Source organism: Pirellulaceae bacterium (genome assembly GCA_019636385.1).
Lineage (GTDB): Bacteria > Planctomycetota > Planctomycetia > Pirellulales > Pirellulaceae > Aureliella.
This window is the reverse complement of sequence record JAHBXT010000002.1, coordinates 584,524-603,183: the sequence shown is the minus strand read 5'-3', so window position 1 is coordinate 603,183 and position 18,660 is coordinate 584,524. Positions and strand designations below refer to the sequence as shown.

The window sequence follows — 18,660 nt, the reverse complement described above, 5'->3', positions numbered from 1 at the left end:
CCAGGTGGCGTTTAATTGGATGGTTCAACTCTTGCGCTCGTTCGGCAGGCCAAGCCCAGGATCAATGAGAGTTTCACCACCAGCAGCCGTCACCAGAGGATGACCGCCCAAATCTCTCGCCGCCTGAACCGTAGTGTAGTCACCTTCACGCCACTGACCAAAACAACAGACAAACCACCCAAAAGAGCTACCAACATCAGCCAAACCGGCCAAGCCTAGCCATTTTGACTGAATTATTCCACACAAACGATTGATAAATGTCACGTACGTGATAGATTTGATTGTTGAATTGACATTCTGTGCTCAACACCGAGCTTTGGAGTGATTGATTTTGAGCACAGCTGGTATCACCGAATTGCGTCGAGCGAAGCTGAAGGAGCTGATTCGCAATCAGGGATTCGTGTCGATTCCCGACCTGCGAGCGGCATTGGACGTCAGCGAGTCGACGATTCGTCGCGATTTGGATTACCTGGAAGCCGAAGGCGAAGCGCAGCGGACGCATGGCGGAGTCTTTTCCACGGGACCTACGGCTTCGCTCAAGTTGTTTGAGCATCGCCGCGCCGAACAATGGGAAAAGAAACGGCAGGTCGCGCAGGCCGCCAGCCGCCTGATTGAAGATCACGATACAGTGCTGCTAGATGGTGGCAGTACAACCTACGAATTAGCCAAACAACTGGTGGGACGCCCACTGCAAATCGTGACCAATTCCCTGCCGCTAGCCAGTCTGTTTACTTCGAACGATCAAGTCGACTTGGTTGTCTTGGGGGGTTATGTACATAGTCGCACCGGAGTCACGATTGGGCCCTACACCAATCAGATGTTGGGCACGATCAACGTCCAGACCGCCGTACTGAGCATCGCTGGTGCCGATCATCGCGGTTACTACAACAGCAACTTGCTGCTGGTCGAGGCTGAAAAAGCCATGATGCGCTGCGCCGATAAGACCATGGTAGTGGCCGATAGCAGCAAATTTGGCAAGAGTTCCCTGGCCCGACTGTGCCCATTGCATGAAGTACACACCTTAGTGAGTGATGACCAACTGACCGACGCCTGGCGCGAACAGCTCAGTAACGCAGGGGTCAACTTGGTAGTAGCTCCGCCGGACAGGCCCGCGACAGATGTTCCCGAGGCAACCAACGCATGAATTCACTTGCGCATAATCCCCTGACCATCGACCGCAGCCGCGTAGAGTCATTAGTACGGCAGATCGTTCGCCAAGCTGCAACTGCGAGCGCTACACCACACGCGTCCAGCAGGTCACCGGAGCTACGCGTGAGCATCTCGGCGCGGCATGTCCACCTGACCGACGAACACGTCGAGCAATTATTTGGTAAGGGCCATCGGTTGACTCCAGGCAAGCCGCTTTACCAAGACGGCTTTTATGCGGCGCAAGAGACGGTGATGTTGGTCGGTCCGCGTCGCCGGATGTTGCCAGAAGTTCGCGTACTGGGACCAACACGACCGCATAGCCAAGTCGAATTGGCACTGACCGATGCCATATCGCTGGGCATCGACGCTCCCGTTCGGCATTCAGGCGCTATCGCCGGTACTCCGGGCTGCGTTCTTGTAGGTCCGGCCGGTGCGGTGGAATTGCATCAAGGCGTCATTCGCGCTGCGCGGCATGTACACATGAATTTTGACGAGGCCGCTTACTACGGGGTAAAGAACGGGCAGCTGATGGCATTAAAAGTCGTCAGCCCGCAGTGCACGATCACTTTCGACGATCTGCTAGTGCGGGCCGATACCAAGGCCAAACTAGAGGTACACATCGATACTGACGAAGGCAACGCCTGCAATTTGGATTCAGCCACCGAGGTCATTTTGAAACCTCAAGGTGATTGCAGGTGTCAACATTAATATTAGACCGGCAGCCGGTTTGGCTACAGTTGCCACCAAAACCATCGGCGATGCCAACTGAGCCTGTGCGCTTCATCAATACATTCCCAATTTCGTTTCTTTAGCTGCGACCTGCGAAGGTCGAACCAACAATGTCAACTGCCAGGAGAAAATCGAACATGGCACAAATTTCTGAAGCGCTAGGCATGATCGAGACCAAGGGATTCGTCTCTTTGGTCGAATCGGTCGATGCCATGATGAAGGCTGCCAACGTGCAGTTCTTAGGGTGGGACAAGGTCGGCAGCGGCCTGGTTTCCGCATTTGTATCTGGCGATGTCGCGGCTGTAAAAGCAGCTACCGACGCCGGAGCCGCAGCGGCCGGCCGCGTGGGTGAGGTTGTGAGCGTGCAAGTCATCGCTCGACCTCATCAAGACCTGCCCAAAGTTCTGAAGGTCAGCCTGTAACTCATTTTGTCGTACACACTCAATCAACAGTCTTAGGTTAGAACACCATGCAAACAGCAATTGGAATGATCGAAACAAAGGGCCTGCTGGCCTTAGTCGAAGCTACCGACGCGATGGTCAAGGCGGCCAACGTTGAAATCGTCAAGCGCGTCGATATTGGCGGCGGCTTGGTTACTACTGTGGTCAGTGGCGATGTGGGCAGCGTGCGTGCAGCCGTTGAAGCCGGCGCCAGCGCAGCGTCGCAGGTCGGCGAACTGGTCAGCAGTCACGTCATCCCTCGACCGGCTGAAGGTCTGTCGAAGGCTTTTTTCGCTTAAACTCGTCGACGATGCACTGGCCGCCGCCTGGCAATTTCATTCCGGTGGCGGTCGGATTAGCCACGCCGACCGAGGCTACGGGCACTGATTCGTATCAGAAACGTGAAATCGGCCGAAGTACACGGGAATCTGGAATGAAGGTCTTGGTTGCCAACCTGGGCTCGACGAGCTTCAAGTATCGACTGCTGGACATGTCTGGCCAGTCACAGAGCCGGCCTGCGCGCCAATTGGCTCGTGGCGGTGTCGAGCGGATCGGTTCTAAGAACTGTCCTTGTACAGTTGAAATTGGCGATCGACGTACCGTCATGGAACTGGATATTCCGCACCACGGTGCGGCGGTGCGTGCTTGCCTAAACCAATTGACCGATCCGCAAGCGGGCTGTTTAACCAGTGCCGACCAAGTTGCCGCTATCGGCTTCAAGGCGGTGCATGGCGGGCGATTGCAAGGCGTATTTCGCATTACCAGCGAAGTCTTGGATGCTATGCAACAAGTCAGCTCGGTTGCCCCAGCGCACAACCCACCTTACCTTGCGGCCATGCGACAGCTGGCCGAAACAGTTCCGGACATTCCACTGGTGGCAGCCTTTGAAACCGATTTTCACCGCACGATTCCGGAAGCTCGTCGCCGATATGCACTGCCCAAACACTGGGCCGATGCATTGCCAATTCGCAAGTGGGGCTTTCACGGTGCCAGCCATCGTTACATTGCTACTCGCGCCGCAGAAATATTGGGCTCTCAAAAACAGCGAATCATTTCATGTCATTTGGGCGGCTCCAGCAGCCTGTGCGCGATCGACAACGGTCGGAGTGTGGCCACGACGATGGGCATGAGTCCGCAATCGGGATTGCCTCAAAACAATCGCGTCGGTGACTTGGATCCTTTTTGCCTGCCGATGTTGATGGAACACTCGGGACAAAGTCTCCAACAGTTACTGACGACGCTGTCGACACAGGCCGGTCTGCTAGGCCTGTCGGGCGGAGTGAGCGGTGACATTCGCGATTTGGAACAAGCCGCGATGCAGGGCCATGCCGACGCCAAGCTGGCGCTGGATGTGTACGTCGAGGAAATCCGACGGCATTTGGGGGGAATGCTGGTGGCTTTGGGGGGCTGTGATGCCTTGGTGTTCACCGGCGGCATCGGCGAAAACAGCGAATCCATTCGCGCAGCGGTTTGCAATGGATTGGCCGAACTGGGATTTGTATTGGACAGTCAGCAAAACACGTCGGCCCGCAGCCGCGAGCAACGCATCGACGGCAGCGGCAGCCGCTGCCAGATTTGGGTCATACCCACCAACGAAGAACTAATTGTAGCTCAGCAGACCATAGCGCTGCTAGCCGCCGAGGACCGACGCTAAGAGTCCTGCCCATCAGGGTCGAGGCTCCGCAGACCAGAAGCCGCCTGAGTGGCTTCGCACTTCATACTGAATAACGGACCAGAACATGTTTGTTGCTAAAGTCACCGGATCGGTGGTTGCGACTCAAAAGGTCGAAACCATGCGCGGACAAAAATTGTTGGTGGTCGAGCCGTATCGTTTGGAGTCTGCCAACCGCAGCCAGTTGGTTACCACGGGCCGCACATTCATCGCCGTAGATACGCTGGGCGCGGGCGTGGGGGACTATGTGCTCATCGTGCAGGGAAGCAGCGCACGCTTTACGCCAGAAACTCAAAAGCTACCGGTCGACTGCGTGGTCATTGGCATCGTCGACACCGTCAATATCGGGAACTCCTCGGTTTATAGTCGCCAATAATTCCGTGACTCAATATTTCTAAGCAGATGTCCATTATGCAAATCACTGAAGACCTGATTCGTAGTGTCGTCACTCAAGTGCTGACCGAAGTACGCGGCCAAGGTCAAGCGCAGCGCCCGTCGCCAGTGGCAACTGGTGGTTCAGCTGGCGCCGAGCGATACGGCTTATTTACATGCGCCGATCGGGCGGCGGCGGCAGCGCGGCGGGCCTTCGAGCAATTGCGTTGTCGTCCCATGCAAGATCGCAAGAAGGCCATCGATCATATTCGCCGCATTTCCATTTCACAGTCCGTAGAGCTGGGCACGATGGAAATGAACGAAACCAAGATTGGACGCTTGAAGCACAAGATCGACAAATTAGAAACACTCGGACGACGCTCACCGGGTACTGAGTTTTTGTCGACTCAGGCTTACAGTGGAGATCGGGGTCTGGCGGTCATTGAGCACGCCCCGTTCGGTGTGATTGGGGCGATCACTCCGGTGACGCATTCGCTGCCGACGATTACCGGCAACGCGGTCAGCATGATCGCCGCCGGAAATGCGTTGGTAGTCAATCCACACCCCAGTGGTCGCAAGGTCGCCGCCGAGGGCGTCAAGCGATTCAATCAAGCCATCTACGAGGATATTGGCATCGACAACTTGATCTGTCTGATTACCGAACCGACGCTTGAATCGGCATCGGCTATTTTTCGCAGCCGCGACGTATCTCTGATCTGCGTAACTGGCGGTCCAGCCGTCGCACGAGCCGCCTTGAACAGTGGTAAGCGGGCCATTGTGGCGGGTCCGGGCAATCCTCCGGTCGTGGTCGACGAGACAGCGGATTTGGACCGCGCAGCGCGATGTATCATTCAAGGTGCCGCCTACGACAACAACCTGCTATGTATCGCAGAGAAGGAAGTGTTCGTGGTTGACTCGGTGTTCGAGGCCATGCTGGCAGCCATGGAACGCGCCGGTGCCGTGAGACTCAACAGCAGCCAGATCGAGCGACTAACGTCAGCCGCCTTCCAAGAGGTGGGAGAGGATCGGCACCTGACGCCGACCAAGGAGCTTCTGGGTCAGGATGCCGCCAAGTTGGCAGCAGCCGCTGGAGCGCACGTAAGCCCCGACGTGGAGCTGGTGTTCGGCGAAACGCCTGCCGAGCATCCGTTTGTGTCCGTCGAGCAGATGATGCCGTTTCTACCGTTTGTTCGCTGCCGCGATGTGCGACACGCCATCGAACTGGCGCAGCACTATGAACACGGTTATCGCCATACCAGCATTATTCACTCGCGCAATGTCAACAATATGACCAAGATGGCTCGCGCACTAGATACGACGCTTTTCGTCAAGAACGGTCCGTGCATGGCCGCTTTGGGATTGGGTGGTGAAGGCTATCTTTCATTCTCAATCGCCGGTCCAACCGGAGAAGGCGTGACCACGCCACTAACATTTACCCGTGAACGACGCTGCAGCTTGATTGACGATCTGTGGATTTTGGGTGGACCGGATCGCTAGTTTTATTGTTGACAACTGGATAAATCACTATGCAAGTAGCCTTGGTCGTTGGCCACGCACACGCCACCATCAAACATTCGACGTTGCGGTCACTAAAACTGCTGTTGACTCAGCCGTTGCAGTCCGATGGTGTAACCGCCGATGCCGCACCTGTGCTGTCAGTTGACAACATGGGCGCGGGCCCTGGAGATCGGGTGATGTTGACGACTGACGGTGCTGCGATTCGCGACCTGTTTGGAATTCAGAATTCGCCGATTCGTTGGGCTGTGCTGGGCATTGTCGATGGCCAATCCTGTGAAACCAACAACAGAGGCTGATATCCCTGATCACACTGAACCGCATCACCGCCCCTCAAGCTGAACCAACCTCCCCGCCACAAACCAACATCTCAGCCACTGTCTTGGTGACGGTGGCTACCGCGATATGAACCAGCCTTCTAATCCCGAAGTTGAACGCATCGTCCGCCTAGTGGTCGCACGCCTGAGCCAGCAGAATGCCGTGAGCAGCGCTGCCACAGTCGGATCGAGTGCCGTCGCTACGGTGCTCGAAGAACAGCAAACTTCAGTGTTAGGCGAACCGCAATCTGCGGCTGAATCGACAACCGCTGAGCAAACAGCTGGAGCATTGCATCTTTCCAATCGAATCGTCACCTTAAACGATTTGAAAGATCGGCTCACCGGTGTCCATAAGTTGCATGTAGGCCCCAAAACGGTTGTAACTCCGGCTGTATGTGACCTATTGAGGCGACTCGAAATCGCGCTCGTTCGTTCCTCAGGTCATACGACCAGTCGCGATAGCGCTGCGGGCCCAAAAAATGGCCAAGCTTTCATTGTCATTGCCAATCCTGAAAAACTACAATCGATTTCAGCACTGGCCAAACAACCGCTGAGTTTATTTCCTGCGGGGGCTGCGATTGATCAGGTTGCCTTGCAATTGTCTCAACAGTTGGAAAGCAATTCGCAGAGTGTGTGGCTCTCGACGCACCCCTTCGCTGTACAGATCGCCTGCGGGGCTAAATCTAGTCCAGCACTGCGAGCGGTTTCTCTGCATGCCTCTACCGATTTACCCCGAGCCATGGCGGAGGCGCGTCCAAATCTATTGATCCTTGATGATAGCCGTTGGTCTGCGTATCAGGTCGCGAAATTGATTCAATCTTGGACTCACAGCAAGCACTAACCGGGGAGCCCGAACTATGAAAATTCACAAGGTGATCGGTAATGTGACGCTTAGCCGCTGCCATCCGTGCTATCAATCGGCGCGATTGTTGGCCGCTGAACCTCAAGAACAGACGACACTCACCGGCAAGCCTACCCCACAACCAGAACTGGCTGTGGTGTGGGACGATTTGGGAGCAGGACTCGACAGTTTAATCGCCGTCAGCGACGGTGCCGAAGCCGCTCAACCGTTTCGACCAGACCTGAAAGCCGTTGATGCCTATTGTTCAGCCATTCTCGATAACGTGCATGTCGACGCGGTCGCCGTCGGACAACTCAAATTCTAATACATCCTTTCATTCCCTGGCAAATTCAATTCACAGTTAACTAAAGCACAATCATGCTCAACAGCCATAAGATTAAACAGGACATCTGCGAAATTGGCAGCCGCATCTACAACAAGGGATTTGCGGCCGCCAACGATGGTAACATTTCGGTGCGCATCGGCGAGAACGAAGTGTTATGCACGCCGACCATGCAATCCAAGGGATATCTGAAGCCCGACGATATCTGCCTGATCGACATGACCGGCAAGCAGTTGGCTGGCCGCAAGAAGCGCAGCAGCGAAGCGCTTTTGCATCTGGAAATATATCGCCAGCGGACAGACATTAAATCGGTGGTCCACTGTCATCCGCCACATGCCACAGCGTTTGCAGTAGCCCGCGAACCGATTCCGCAGTGTGTGTTACCGGAAGTGGAAGTATTCTTGGGAGATGTACCAATCACCAAATACGAAACACCGGGCGGACAAGCATTTGCCGACACGATCATTCCGTTCGTAAACAAATGCAACGTCATGATCTTGGCCAACCATGGCACAGTCAGCTTTGGTGAAGACGTGGAGAAGGCCTACTGGTGGACGGAAATTCTAGACGCCTATTGCCGGATCTTGATGCTGGCTCGTCAATTGGGCCATGTCAGTTACTTGGACCAGCAAAAGAGCCAAGAGTTGCTGGAACTGAAGAATAAATGGGGTTTCGCCGATCCGCGGCTGACCGAAGAGTACAAGAACTGCGACATTTGCGCCAACGATATCTTTCGTGATAGTTGGCAATCGGCTGGCGTGCAACGGCGAGCCTTCGACGCTCCACCGCCGATGCCGGCCCAAGCCCCCAGCGGCGCAGCAGCAACGCCCAGCACCGGCAGCTCGTCTTCAGCCAAGTCCGCTGCGGCTGCGGTCTCAGGCTCCACAGGGCTGGATGAGGAGCGACTGGTGAAAATGATTACCGATTTGGTGATGACCCAGCTAGCCGCCCGCAGTTGAAGGGCGGTGCAGAATACGAATGAACAGGCAGTGGTGCCTAAAGTGACGCAAGCGAAGCTGGTGCCGACTGCGTGTTACACTCCAAAACACGTGCAGTGAGCCCAAATCACTTCAAATGTGGTCGACTCCAGTTCCATGCCGGCCAGCAACTTCGCCCTGGGGAGCGTGGCCTGAACATTTACAAACTCATGGGCCCTTAACAGAACGAAACACACATGACTAAAGTAAGCATTATCGGTGGAGGTGGATTGGTAGGCAGTTGTGCTGCTTTTGCCTTGCAGTGCGGCGGCATTGCCCACGAAATCGCACTGTTGGATGTCAATCAAGCTCTGGCCGAGGGTCAGGCGCTGGACCTGCAACACGGTTCGCCGAGCGTGGCGGACCAGGTTTTGGTTGCGGGCTCGTACGAACACATTCCATCCAGTGACGTGATCTGCATCACCGCTGGCTTGCGACGCAAGCCCGACGAGTCGCGCCTGGACCTGATCAATCGCAACACCGACCTATTTGTCGATATCCTCCGCCAAGTCAAAGCAGCCGGAATCAAAGAATCCGCCAAAGTCCTGGTGGTCAGCAATCCAGTGGACATCTTGACTTACGTAGCGGCAAAAATGCTGGGCATACCTAATGATCATGTCATGGGGCTTGGGACGCAGCTTGATACGATTCGTTTTTGCAGCTTGATCGCGCAGCAGATTGCGGCACCAGCCACGCAGACTCGAGCCTTGATTCTGGGTGAGCACGGAGACAGCATGGTGCCGATTTGGTCAAGCGCTGCCGTGGGTGGGTTGCCGCTTGACAAGTATCCTGGCTGGAATCTGAATTTGGCAAATCAGATATTTGCGCGCACCAAACAATCTGGTGCCGAAGTATTGTCGCGCAAAGGTGGTGCAGGATTTGCTGTGGGAATCGCCATTCGCGACGTTATTGAGTCGATCTTGTTAGACCAGCACCGCATTCTGCCGGTCAGCAGTGTGCAAACTGGATGTTATGGAATTCGCGACGTAGCCCTGTCGGTTCCGACAATTGTCAGCCGGTGTGGTGTCAAGCAGCGTCTGGAAATAGAACTGTGGCCCAAAGAGTTGCAGGGACTTCGCGGTAGCGCTGCGGCACTGCGACCGACACTCGAGAGCGTCATGAAGCGGGTCAGTGCCGTTTAAGACGAGCAGAATCATAATATTTTGCGGCACCAGACCGTGGACTAACTGGAGTTCACCGTCGGGGACAGTGGCGACTGGTCTACTCTTATCGACCGCGCAGCCTAGGCCAGTTGCAACTGCCACTGGCGAGCCGTTTGATGGGAATGATCCAGCAGTTGCATATACTCCAGGTGCTGGACACCTTCGCCTTGGAGTTCAATTTCGTAGTAGCCGCCATAACGACTGCTTTGAAAGAGATCAATCAGTTCTAGCAGCGGCAAGTGACCATCGCCTAACGGGCAGCGATTCTGTTGTCCGACAGGAGCAGACTTGGCATCGCCCAGTTGCACTAATCGAACTAACGAGGCGGCGGCTTTCATCCACTGCCATAGCGACGAGTCATGCGCCACATGATAAATATCTATATTAAGTCCAAGGTTCGGACTACCGATTTCAGCGATCACATCCAGGCATTGTGGAATTGTGTTTAGATACGAATCGCTCGAACAGCCCAAGTGTGTCGGCTCGAGAGCCAATTGAACTCCCACAGCCTGAGCTGCTTCGGCTAAAACATGGAGAGCGGAACGTAGGATTCGCAGCGCATGATTGCGCGTGTGGCCGTTGCGGCTACCAGCCACAAGCACAACTGTGGGAGCACCGATATCGGCAGCCAGCTGGATAACATCCAAGGCTTCTAGAATACTCTGTCGATAGGTAACCCCACAGTGTCCGGTGAACCCGCTCACGTAAGACAACGAGGAAATCGAGAAACCGTACTCCTGCAGCAACTCACTGCCTTTCTCTTCTCCGTAGCGAGCCAACTTGGGATACCAGATGCCGATTGTCGAGAATCCCGCTTCATGGTAGTGAACAACATCTTCTTCGAAATTCCATTTCATCGTCGACAGTTCATTGACCGAAAGCTGCAACATCCTAAACATCCATTCTGGTTGAATCGCCTAAGCCTGCGGCTTGTGAACTTCATGTCCCACTCGCAGACTAATCTTATTGCATTGTCAAACGCTCGTCACTCACGGCATTGAGGCTGAGTATTGTGAAGTAGACGAGCGAAATTGTAAACTGCGACTTTCAAGATTCCTTCTATGCTAGCACGCGGCGGCCTGTTTGCACTGGAATTCAATTCACCCCTAGCTCATGACGATCACGCGTGATATTTTGACTGCCATCAAAACCTCTAACGCTCACATTCTTGCGCGGACCATGTCAGCATACTTCATTTCGATCGACGGCATTGATGGCTGTGGTAAGTCGACCCAGTGCCGGCTGTTAGCCGACTGGCTTGAGAGGCAGGGTCAGCCCACCATCACCTTGCGCGATCCAGGCGGTACGAAACTTGGCGAAAGCCTCCGAGAGATATTGCTGCATCGCCTCGAAATTCCGATGACGACTATGGCCGAGATGCTGCTGTACATGTCCAGTCGCGCCCAATTGATTCAAGAGGTGATCCAGCCCGCCTTGGCAAGCGGTCGCAGCGTTGTTTGCGACCGCTTTCTACTGGCAAATGTGGTCTATCAAGGCTGTGGCGGCGGACTGGAGCCGCAACACATCTGGGATGTCGGAGAGATTGCCACTGGCGGTGTCACGCCTGACCTGACCTTCCTACTCGATTTGGATCCGGTACTGGCGCGAAGTCGCCTAAAGGGTCGTCCCGACCGCCTTGAAAGTCGGGGCCTAGAATACATGCAGCGCGTTCGCGACGGATTCTTGCAACAGGGCAAACGACTGAGCAAACAACTGATGGTAGTCGATGCGACTCAGTCCATCGAAGCTATTCACCTGCAGATTACAGATGCGATTGCTCATCAACTGCTATTGCGCTCCAGCGACGCCCCGCGCTGAATATCTCGCTAAATACATATCGCTACTGCGCTTTACGGACCGTAGCTTGGCAGCGCCGTGCGCAACACGTTACAGTACGCGGCCTAATCACAAGCGGCTACCTTGTCTCTCGGTCATGCGGCGCATTGTGTATGCAGCCCATCGTGCCATGCAGCTGGGCGCTCTGGCCATTACCGGAGGGATTCCAAGCGGCGAGATTCGGCCATGGCATCTTCGGCTAGCTGTATAAATTGCGTGTCGCGGGTCCCGGCATACGTCCGCTGAAATGTCAAGCTGAGAGCTGTAAAATTAAACGGCTCGTTCGGCTCTAGTTCGCACGCCTTCCGACCATGCTCGATGGCTTGCTGAAATTCACCAGCCAACGTATACAATCGGCAGAGGGTCAAATGACTGAGGACGTGATGTGGGTCATCGTTTAGAATATCTCGGAGCGCCGCGATGGCCTCTTGCGATTTTCCCTCGTCCTTTAGTTTTTCGGCAGCGTTATAGCGCTCGCTGATCGTTGACATGAATTCCCATGTTCCTTTGCAAGATCGAGTACGTCGCAGGCTCATACCTGCGGAACGAGGATTGTAACCTCAATCACCAGCTTTGCGACAGTACCGTTGACGCCTGTGCCGCTGCAAAATCCGGGCAAAGGCTACTTCGTCAATAGCCGCTTGAGAGCCTGCTCCAGCGTCTTGGCATTGGTTGAGTGTAGGCGAATCAGTTCGACGCGTCGCGATGGCGTGTCAGCGGTCCTCTGATCTAGGGAACCGACGAATGCCTGGATTTCCTGTGACAAGTCAGGTGGCGCACGCACAATCAACGAATTCGTGGTTTCGTCGGCTGTGATGGTCAGCAAGGGGCTGGCCGATTGAGCATTGAGCTGCTGCAGTAGCGTGGCAACATCAGCAGATACTCCTTCGGGAATCGCAATGGGACGTCTGGAACCGCTGGTTGCCAATTGCGAGCGATAGATATCGCGCAGAATGTTGAGGACCTGATTGGCGGTGGCACTTGATAGCTCCAGTACCACTGGTACCATCTGCTGTAATCCTCCCATCAAGTCTTCCGAGTCCAGGACACCAATTAACTCTTCGACGACTTTGCGCTCGGCGGCAGAGCCTGAAACGACCAGTGAATTGGTACGGGCGTCGGCGACAATCTTGATTCGCCTATACAAGTCGCTCGAACTGCTTCGTGAGGACCGTCCGTCACTGGAACGCAATAAATCCAGTAGCAGCGTTTGCATATCGACGGCATTGGCGCGTTGTAGGAGGTACAGCGAATAGCTGCCGGTCGATACCAAAGGTTCGGCTTTCGGATTGCGAATCGCTTTTAGTACCCGCTCAAGTTCGGCGACGGCGAGCGGGTCTTCTGAGGCGAGCAACCATTGCTGTTCTCCAGTCACTATAACAACAGGCGCTGCGTTTGCCTCAGGGGCGCCGGACTGAGCAGCTGCCTGGCCAGAAGGTTGCTCCTCTGACTCCTGAATAGTATTTACTAGCCGAATCGTTGAGGACCGAACCTTGGCTGTGTCCATTTTTCTGTGAATTTGATGCAGTGCGTCCTTTGCTGCAACTTGCAGATTGCCATCCAGCCCTTGAAAAGCAGCCCCTTCATCGCTAGCAGGCGCCGACAGAGTCTCGGGCGAAACGATTCGCAACGGATTGGTGCGCAATGTCGGCCATATCTGTTGCAATTGCTCCAAAATTCGCTGCGAACCGCGAGGCATGGGAAGCACTCTGACATGGCTGTGCCCAGTTTCCATCGGACCTGCGGCCGGACCACGATCGTCATTGGCGGTCGCAGCTCCTGTCATCTGCCTCAGCAACGAGCGAATTTGTTCGTGCTGTGCCTCGGTTGCCTTGATCAGCAGACGTTGTTGGTCCGCGTCGACTGTGACTAAGGGAGTACGACTGTAGGGCGTATCGGTAAACAGCGTGTCAACCGCCTCTTTGGTCACGATCGGATCTAAGTCACCCAGCGCAATAACCTGCAACGTTCGGGGCAGGGGCGCAAGACTCTTGATCACTTGTTCGGCGCGGGACAGTTGGTGTTCATTGCCGAACACATAGAGCCGGCCAGCCGTATAGTCATGACGCATTTCCAGACGCTGGGGGTCATCGCGAAAGACCGCTTCCAGCGACTCCATCACCGAGCGACCATCCAGTCCATCGACTGAAAACACTTGCAACTGTCGCGGCTCGCGGTTTTGCCCGGGCACATCCACCATTCGCACTAGCTCTTCGGCCATCTTCAAGTCTTCGCGCATGCCGACGACAAAGACCGACTGAGTATCTTCGTTAAATGACACACTGGCTGTACCTCGTCGCCCCAACGTCTCGGTCAGCGCTTTTGCAACAGCCGGTGGTGGCACATGTTCGACTATAAATGTTCGCAAAGCCGCTAAGCGTCCGGGCTGTTCATTTAGTTGTTCTACGAGCGCGCGTATCTGCTCGTGCTGCTCTAGGCTGGCTGTAACAAACACACCGCCACTAGTAGTGTCGCCAGCCACAGTGGCTTTGGGAAAATTGACTTGCAAAGCCCCCGCCAACACCGTCGGATTGGCTGATTGCAGCACATAGAATCGCGTTACCTGCTGATCGCTGGCCGACCCGTCAACATCGGCAACAATCTGCTCGATTCGCTTCAGCTCGTCGTCCGTTGCAGAAACAATCAGAGTATTGGATGCCACATCAGCTGACACTTTGACATTGCGATTCCATTCAAGTACTGCGGCACGCAATGACTGCGCGTTACCTCGCTGCAGTGGAAAAACTCGTGTCGATGACGGTGGTGCAGCTTTTGCCAGTTGGTCAATCATCGGTTGAATCCGCGCGTGCTGTATGTGAGTCGCCACCGCCAACACCGCATTGCCTTCGCGATCCGGGAAGAAGCGCGCATCGGGAAATAGTGCCGTTAGAGCACTGGCCAGCGCCGTTCCACCGCCACTTTCCACGCGGTAGACCTGATAGATTTGGCCGTTCTCACGCGGAGTATCGAAGAGCTTCAGAAACTCCTCGATTTTCTGACGATCCATCGGAGTTGCCGTGACAGCTATGGTTTGCGTAGTTGCGTCCTGAGCAAGAGTTGCTTTGGGAAACAAGGCTTGTAACATGGCTAGCGTGGTAGCGGTGTTGGCGTGCTGCAATTTGAATACGCTGGGCTGCGGCAGTTCTCCGGCGGGCAGTTGTTGCTTCAGCGAATCAACTTGTCGGGCAATCTCAGCTAACTCCTCCGGTGTACCAACCGCCAAGATTGCTCCCGATTGAGGGCTCAACGATAGACGAACAGGCGACGGGACGAGTGTTTGAAGCGTCGCTAGAAAGCTGGCGGCCTCCGAACGATGCTCGTCCAGCGGAAAGGCTTGCACCGTCCGTTCAGCACCTCCCGCACCCGTGGCTAACATTTCCACAACCTTGCCAATTTCTTGATGTATGGGTTGCCCAGCGACGACGATTACTTGTCCAGTAGTCGCGTCACCAGCTAGACTGATTCCTGGGAACAGTGACAACAAGGTGTTCTGCACGGCCGTTAGTTGCGAAGGTTTGACAGAATAAGTAGTCGCCTGCTTGGAACTGCTGGCTGCCAGGGTGAGTTGCTCTAGGGCCTGCCGAACGCGCGCGTGTTGCGATTCATCAGCGGCTACTGTAACCGTTCTGGAAAGCGGATCGCTACTGATGGTGGCGTGCGGTGCAATCTGCTTCAAAGTCGCGGGCAAGGAATTCATTTCGCCCTGTGGCACCGCATACGTGCGAATAATATCCGGCGTTGCGGCCGGCGTGTGCAGCAGTTGTTCAAGCGACTTGCCAACTTGATCCAGTTCAGCGGATGATCCCGAAGCAATCAAGCGATTGGCCGTTGAATCGACGGACATCTTCAGGTTGGGCCACAGGGGCTGCAGTGTCGTCAACAATTGTGCAGCTTGAAATGACTTGACATCATAGCTGCGCACTAGCGGCTGGGGGCTGGTCGCAGACTGCCGGTCGATCTGCGCAATCACCGACTGCAAAATGCCATGATCGGCAATAGTCCCGGTGACGGCCAGTTGCCGGAGCTTGTCATCTGCCACCACCGTTGCGCTTAGCCCCAGCTGATCAAGCACCAATTTGACGTTACTGGCCAGAGCGCTGGTCAGCGGATAGACCACGACAATCTTTTGCCGGTCAGCGTCAGGGCGTTCACTCAACGTTTTCACCATGGCCGCGATACGTTCATGGATGTCTGGCGTGGCCCAGATCAGCAGTCGCTCGCGCTGAACATCCAACTGCACGGTACTGGTGGCCGTCGCACTGGTAAGGGCCTGTTGCAAGGCCACTGCAGTCATACCCGGTACATCGTACGTTTCCAACACCGCCTCTTCGCGCGGCGGCAATTGCTGATTCATTTGTTCGACCCGAGCACGAATCCGTTCGTGTAATTCCTCTTCCGCAACGCAAACAAGCTGTCGACCAGTGGGACTAAGATTGAATCCGGCAGCCGGAAACTCAGCTGTCAGCAGTTGCATGGCTGTAGCCGTATCGTGCATGGCCAACGGGTAAACGTGAGGCGATCGCACTTGGGCGGGTGGTGGCGATTGATCAAGCTGCTGCAAATAGTCCGCAAACGCGGCATGCTCTTTGGCTGTTCCCCACACGAATAATTCTGACGCTTGCCCCCCGTCAGCCACGGTCATGCCCGAGAGTTCTTTGGGCAATCGGCCGAGAGTCGATCGGCGCAGCATTTGTTGCTTGGTCAGCGAATAGATATGCAGCTTCCTTTCGCTGGACTCAGGCAATAGCTCATTCAGTGCCGGAAGTGACGATTCGACGGTCCGAATATCTTCTTCACTGCCCAACATCAACAAACGTGTTGCTTCCTGGGCTAGCCACAATTTGCCGCCAGGCACCAGCTGCGATGTTGTCGCTAGCCACTCGGAATCTGCCGGGCGCTGCAAACTCCAGACTTGCAATCTGAGCTGTCGCTTTTCAGTGGAACGTTTCCAGGCCTGGACAATCTCTTCTGCGCTGGCTAACTCTGCAGCCGATCCGCGAACGATTAAGCTTCCCTGCGGATTGGCAATCACGCGCCCTGCCGGCAGAAAACTGCGTAGCGCTGTGTCGAGCGAAGCGACATCAGCTGCGGCAACCTCAAAGCTACGTGTGTCTTGCTCGACTTGCTCTGGATGAATGCCAAGTGCCGCGAGTCCCTCCTGAATCAGCCCGTGCTCAGACGGCATAGCAACGATCAATCCGCGCTGGCTGGTGGTTAGGACCTTGACGTTTGGAGCAAGAATAGCCACCTGCGTCCGAAACTCAGCCGCCGTCATGCTGGTCAACGGATAAACCACTGACTGGAGTGCAGGTAGCTCGGACTGCTTCTCCTGCATGGTATCGAGAGCCCGTTTGATCGCTACATGTTGGTCGGGAACTACAAAAGCGCTCAGGACCGCTGTGCGTTGGTCTACCGACAGGTGCTCACTAGGAATTAACTGACGAAGTACAGTCAGTGTCTGGCTAGCCTCAAGATTGCCAATCGAGTAAGACGCGAAGACTGGCGATGGTGGGGCCGGTGGTCGATCGGGCGATTTTGCAACTGGCACCGATGATATCAACTCGTTGATCATCTGCATTTTGCCAGCGTGCTCTATAACCAATAGATGACTGCCACGCGCCAGCGGCAATACGCGGCCATAGCTGCTCAAATAAGGTTTGACCTCCGCTAAAACTGAATCGATCGGCCTGCCGTCGAGAGAGAAGTCAACCGTGACCAGCTCGAATTTGCCGCGCTCAGGTAACTGTTCGAGTCGAATTTTGGGTAACAATTCGATCGGCAATCCATCGCCTAATTCCATTAGCGTCAACATTCGTTCACGTCGCACCAACGTGAAACCGCGTGTCATCAGTACGCTATTCAACAAATCCAGGGCTTCGGCGGCCGAGTAAGCTCGAGTGTCGCTGTAAGTGAAACTGCCAGGTGGTGTTCGATCCATCACCAGAGTCAAATCCTGTTGAGAGGCAAACCAATTCAGGACTTGGTCCCATTTCATATCCCGGAATTGAAACATCAACTTTTCAGCCGGCCGTGACTGCTGCCAGCGCTCGAGCTGCTGAGCGGTCAGCAGCTTTTGCAGGCGGGAGTCAAATTCCCTCTTGACCGAATCGGCCGCCTTGGCGTCAGCAGCTGCAGCAATCTCATTGGCGCGCTCTAACAGAATCTTCTGCACCTCAGCCCGTTGCTGGTCGGTCAAGCTCAGACGCTCAGCCACCTCAGGGTGCGCCAAGGAGGTTATGTCTTGCTCTTCTTGAGCAGCGATTACTGTTGGGAATAGCAACAGCCCTAGAAGTGCTAGGTTCAACGAATTCTTCAGGCATTGATTCAGCATTTTCAGATGTACCCGGTTGGGTACCAAATAGGCGGGAAGGGCAGGGAAGGCGGGAGCTTCCAGTTTAGTCGATCGCATCCCCATACGCCAAGAAAAACTTAGTTTCTGCCAGGCTGAAAGAATGCGTTTTCTTTAAAATTTTGGCTATTTATCGCCAGCCAACAGAATTCTTGTCTTCCGAAAGCTTGTCTAGTGTAGGGCACTATGCAGCCTACGCCTGAGTCTGCTACCGGGCGTGAATCATCAACGGCTGCCGCGGGCGCTCCGAAGGCTTCACAATGCGCATCTTCAAGGGCCATCTGGAGCCGCTGCCGGTCGAGTTTGTGGCTAAGACAACCAACAGATGATCGGGGCAGAGCCTCTGATCAACATGAGTCTGGAACAGACTCAGTTGAGTTTTATCGGGCTAGATTCTCGATTTCTTGCCACGTCCCCGTATCGCAAGGTTCAACGTTAATGCCCCCCGAGTAAATGCATCACTAGCGCCCGTCAACTTCCTTTGACCTCAATTAAATTCAGCTGCTTAAATTCGGCTGCGCCGAAACCTTCAGAGCCCGCTGAGTTCACCAAGGCTCAGGGCCTTGTTCAGTGATTTATTGACTGCTGCGCGACTTCCTCCACGCGCTATCAAGCGCAACACTGGGCACGCCGCTGACTCTGGGACGCGTTAAAGGCTTAGGGTCGTAACGGTTCTGCGGATTGACAAGAGGCTGTCACCTGCACTGTCTCAGCTATTTGAGCAAATTTGTTGCACTTGTCCGACTGCGCTAGTGCTAGGTGCTAAGGTCTACCAGCACGTTTCCCAAGGTGTGTCTGCACTGTGAGGCTGGCAAGCGTGCTAAGGAACTGAAGCGTAACCAAAAACCAATTAGCCAAGCCTGACCGCTGGCAAACCTGTTCGATCGCCTTTCCAGAACGACTCAGCCCTACAGCGAACCTGTCTGTTCTAGCGATCCGACCAACCGGAGAAGTAAA

The 18,660-nt window shown here is 54.9% G+C and carries 16 protein-coding genes; 13 read left to right on the top strand and 3 right to left on the bottom strand.

What is annotated here, in order from left to right; translation table 11 throughout:
• Positions 1-331 precede the first annotated feature (331 nt).
• From KF752_08010 to KF752_07955, 12 genes are all read left to right on the top strand, one after another.
• Positions 332-1,144: a DeoR/GlpR transcriptional regulator gene (locus tag KF752_08010; protein ID MBX3421484.1), complete on the top strand. Its 813-nt coding sequence runs from the start codon at positions 332-334 to the stop codon at positions 1,142-1,144.
• On the top strand, positions 1,141-1,857 hold the full coding sequence (locus KF752_08005; GenBank protein MBX3421483.1) for a phosphate propanoyltransferase: 717 nt from the start codon (positions 1,141-1,143) through the stop codon (positions 1,855-1,857). Before KF752_08010 ends, KF752_08005 begins: the two co-directional genes overlap by 4 nt.
• Positions 1,858-2,015: 158 nt before the next feature.
• Complete coding sequence (locus KF752_08000; GenBank protein ID MBX3421482.1) at positions 2,016-2,300, top strand: BMC domain-containing protein; 285 nt, start codon at positions 2,016-2,018, stop codon at positions 2,298-2,300.
• Positions 2,301-2,347: 47 nt separating this feature from the next.
• Positions 2,348-2,617, top strand: a complete 270-nt coding sequence (locus KF752_07995; protein ID MBX3421481.1) for a BMC domain-containing protein — start codon at positions 2,348-2,350, stop codon at positions 2,615-2,617.
• A 134-nt stretch (positions 2,618-2,751) separates the two neighbouring features.
• Positions 2,752-3,972 carry an acetate/propionate family kinase gene (locus KF752_07990; GenBank protein MBX3421480.1) on the top strand — a complete coding sequence of 407 codons (1,221 nt, stop codon included), beginning with the start codon at positions 2,752-2,754 and terminating at the stop codon, positions 3,970-3,972.
• An 85-nt stretch (positions 3,973-4,057) separates the two neighbouring features.
• Complete coding sequence (locus KF752_07985; protein ID MBX3421479.1) at positions 4,058-4,366, top strand: EutN/CcmL family microcompartment protein; 309 nt, start codon at positions 4,058-4,060, stop codon at positions 4,364-4,366.
• A gap of 35 nt (positions 4,367-4,401) precedes the next feature.
• Positions 4,402-5,859, top strand: a complete 1,458-nt coding sequence (locus KF752_07980) for an aldehyde dehydrogenase EutE (protein ID MBX3421478.1) — start codon at positions 4,402-4,404, stop codon at positions 5,857-5,859.
• 29 nt (positions 5,860-5,888) lie between these two features.
• The gene (locus KF752_07975) at positions 5,889-6,176 is read left to right on the top strand and encodes a EutN/CcmL family microcompartment protein (GenBank protein ID MBX3421477.1); all 288 of its coding nucleotides are present in this window, start codon (positions 5,889-5,891) and stop codon (positions 6,174-6,176) included.
• Between the two features lie 106 nt (positions 6,177-6,282).
• Positions 6,283-7,035 (top strand): hypothetical protein, encoded by a 753-nt coding sequence (locus KF752_07970; protein MBX3421476.1) that lies wholly within the window; start codon positions 6,283-6,285, stop codon positions 7,033-7,035.
• 16 nt (positions 7,036-7,051) lie between these two features.
• The gene (locus KF752_07965; GenBank protein ID MBX3421475.1) at positions 7,052-7,360 is read left to right on the top strand and encodes a carbon dioxide concentrating mechanism protein CcmL; all 309 of its coding nucleotides are present in this window, start codon (positions 7,052-7,054) and stop codon (positions 7,358-7,360) included.
• A gap of 53 nt (positions 7,361-7,413) precedes the next feature.
• On the top strand, positions 7,414-8,337 hold the full coding sequence (locus KF752_07960; protein MBX3421474.1) for a class II aldolase/adducin family protein: 924 nt from the start codon (positions 7,414-7,416) through the stop codon (positions 8,335-8,337).
• Between the two features lie 215 nt (positions 8,338-8,552).
• Positions 8,553-9,497 carry a lactate/malate dehydrogenase family protein gene (locus tag KF752_07955; GenBank protein ID MBX3421473.1) on the top strand — a complete coding sequence of 315 codons (945 nt, stop codon included), beginning with the start codon at positions 8,553-8,555 and terminating at the stop codon, positions 9,495-9,497.
• Between the two features lie 101 nt (positions 9,498-9,598).
• On the opposite strand, the gene KF752_07950 is transcribed toward KF752_07955, so the two are convergent.
• Positions 9,599-10,408: a sugar phosphate isomerase/epimerase gene (locus KF752_07950; GenBank protein MBX3421472.1), complete on the bottom strand. Its 810-nt coding sequence runs from the start codon at positions 10,406-10,408 to the stop codon at positions 9,599-9,601.
• Positions 10,409-10,697: 289 nt separating this feature from the next.
• On the opposite strand from KF752_07950, the gene tmk reads away from it, so the two are divergent.
• Positions 10,698-11,336: a dTMP kinase gene (gene tmk, locus KF752_07945; protein ID MBX3421471.1), complete on the top strand. Its 639-nt coding sequence runs from the start codon at positions 10,698-10,700 to the stop codon at positions 11,334-11,336.
• A gap of 170 nt (positions 11,337-11,506) precedes the next feature.
• On the opposite strand, the gene KF752_07940 is transcribed toward tmk, so the two are convergent.
• On the bottom strand, positions 11,507-11,845 hold the full coding sequence (locus KF752_07940) for a tetratricopeptide repeat protein (protein MBX3421470.1): 339 nt from the start codon (positions 11,843-11,845) through the stop codon (positions 11,507-11,509).
• A gap of 131 nt (positions 11,846-11,976) precedes the next feature.
• Positions 11,977-17,763, bottom strand: coding sequence for a hypothetical protein (locus tag KF752_07935; protein ID MBX3421469.1), 5,787 nt, complete (start codon positions 17,761-17,763; stop codon positions 11,977-11,979).
• Between the last annotated feature and the right edge of the window lie 897 nt (positions 17,764-18,660).

Bases quoted from the DNA above. Each gene is read 5' to 3' on its own strand.
- KF752_07965 (MBX3421475.1), top strand. From the start codon at position 7,052: ATGAAAATTCACAAGGTGATCGGTAATGTGACGCTTAGCCGCTGCCAT.
- tmk (MBX3421471.1), top strand. From the start codon at position 10,698: ATGTCAGCATACTTCATTTCGATCGACGGCATTGATGGCTGTGGTAAG.
- KF752_07970 (MBX3421476.1), top strand. From the start codon at position 6,283: ATGAACCAGCCTTCTAATCCCGAAGTTGAACGCATCGTCCGCCTAGTG.
- KF752_07935 (MBX3421469.1), bottom strand. From the start codon at position 17,763: ATGCGATCGACTAAACTGGAAGCTCCCGCCTTCCCTGCCCTTCCCGCC.
- KF752_07950 (MBX3421472.1), bottom strand. From the start codon at position 10,408: ATGTTGCAGCTTTCGGTCAATGAACTGTCGACGATGAAATGGAATTTC.
- KF752_07975 (MBX3421477.1), top strand. From the start codon at position 5,889: ATGCAAGTAGCCTTGGTCGTTGGCCACGCACACGCCACCATCAAACAT.
- KF752_08005 (MBX3421483.1), top strand. From the start codon at position 1,141: ATGAATTCACTTGCGCATAATCCCCTGACCATCGACCGCAGCCGCGTA.
- KF752_07955 (MBX3421473.1), top strand. From the start codon at position 8,553: ATGACTAAAGTAAGCATTATCGGTGGAGGTGGATTGGTAGGCAGTTGT.
- KF752_07960 (MBX3421474.1), top strand. From the start codon at position 7,414: ATGCTCAACAGCCATAAGATTAAACAGGACATCTGCGAAATTGGCAGC.
- KF752_07985 (MBX3421479.1), top strand. From the start codon at position 4,058: ATGTTTGTTGCTAAAGTCACCGGATCGGTGGTTGCGACTCAAAAGGTC.
- KF752_07995 (MBX3421481.1), top strand. From the start codon at position 2,348: ATGCAAACAGCAATTGGAATGATCGAAACAAAGGGCCTGCTGGCCTTA.
- KF752_07980 (MBX3421478.1), top strand. From the start codon at position 4,402: ATGCAAATCACTGAAGACCTGATTCGTAGTGTCGTCACTCAAGTGCTG.
- KF752_07940 (MBX3421470.1), bottom strand. From the start codon at position 11,845: ATGTCAACGATCAGCGAGCGCTATAACGCTGCCGAAAAACTAAAGGAC.
- KF752_08000 (MBX3421482.1), top strand. From the start codon at position 2,016: ATGGCACAAATTTCTGAAGCGCTAGGCATGATCGAGACCAAGGGATTC.
- KF752_07990 (MBX3421480.1), top strand. From the start codon at position 2,752: ATGAAGGTCTTGGTTGCCAACCTGGGCTCGACGAGCTTCAAGTATCGA.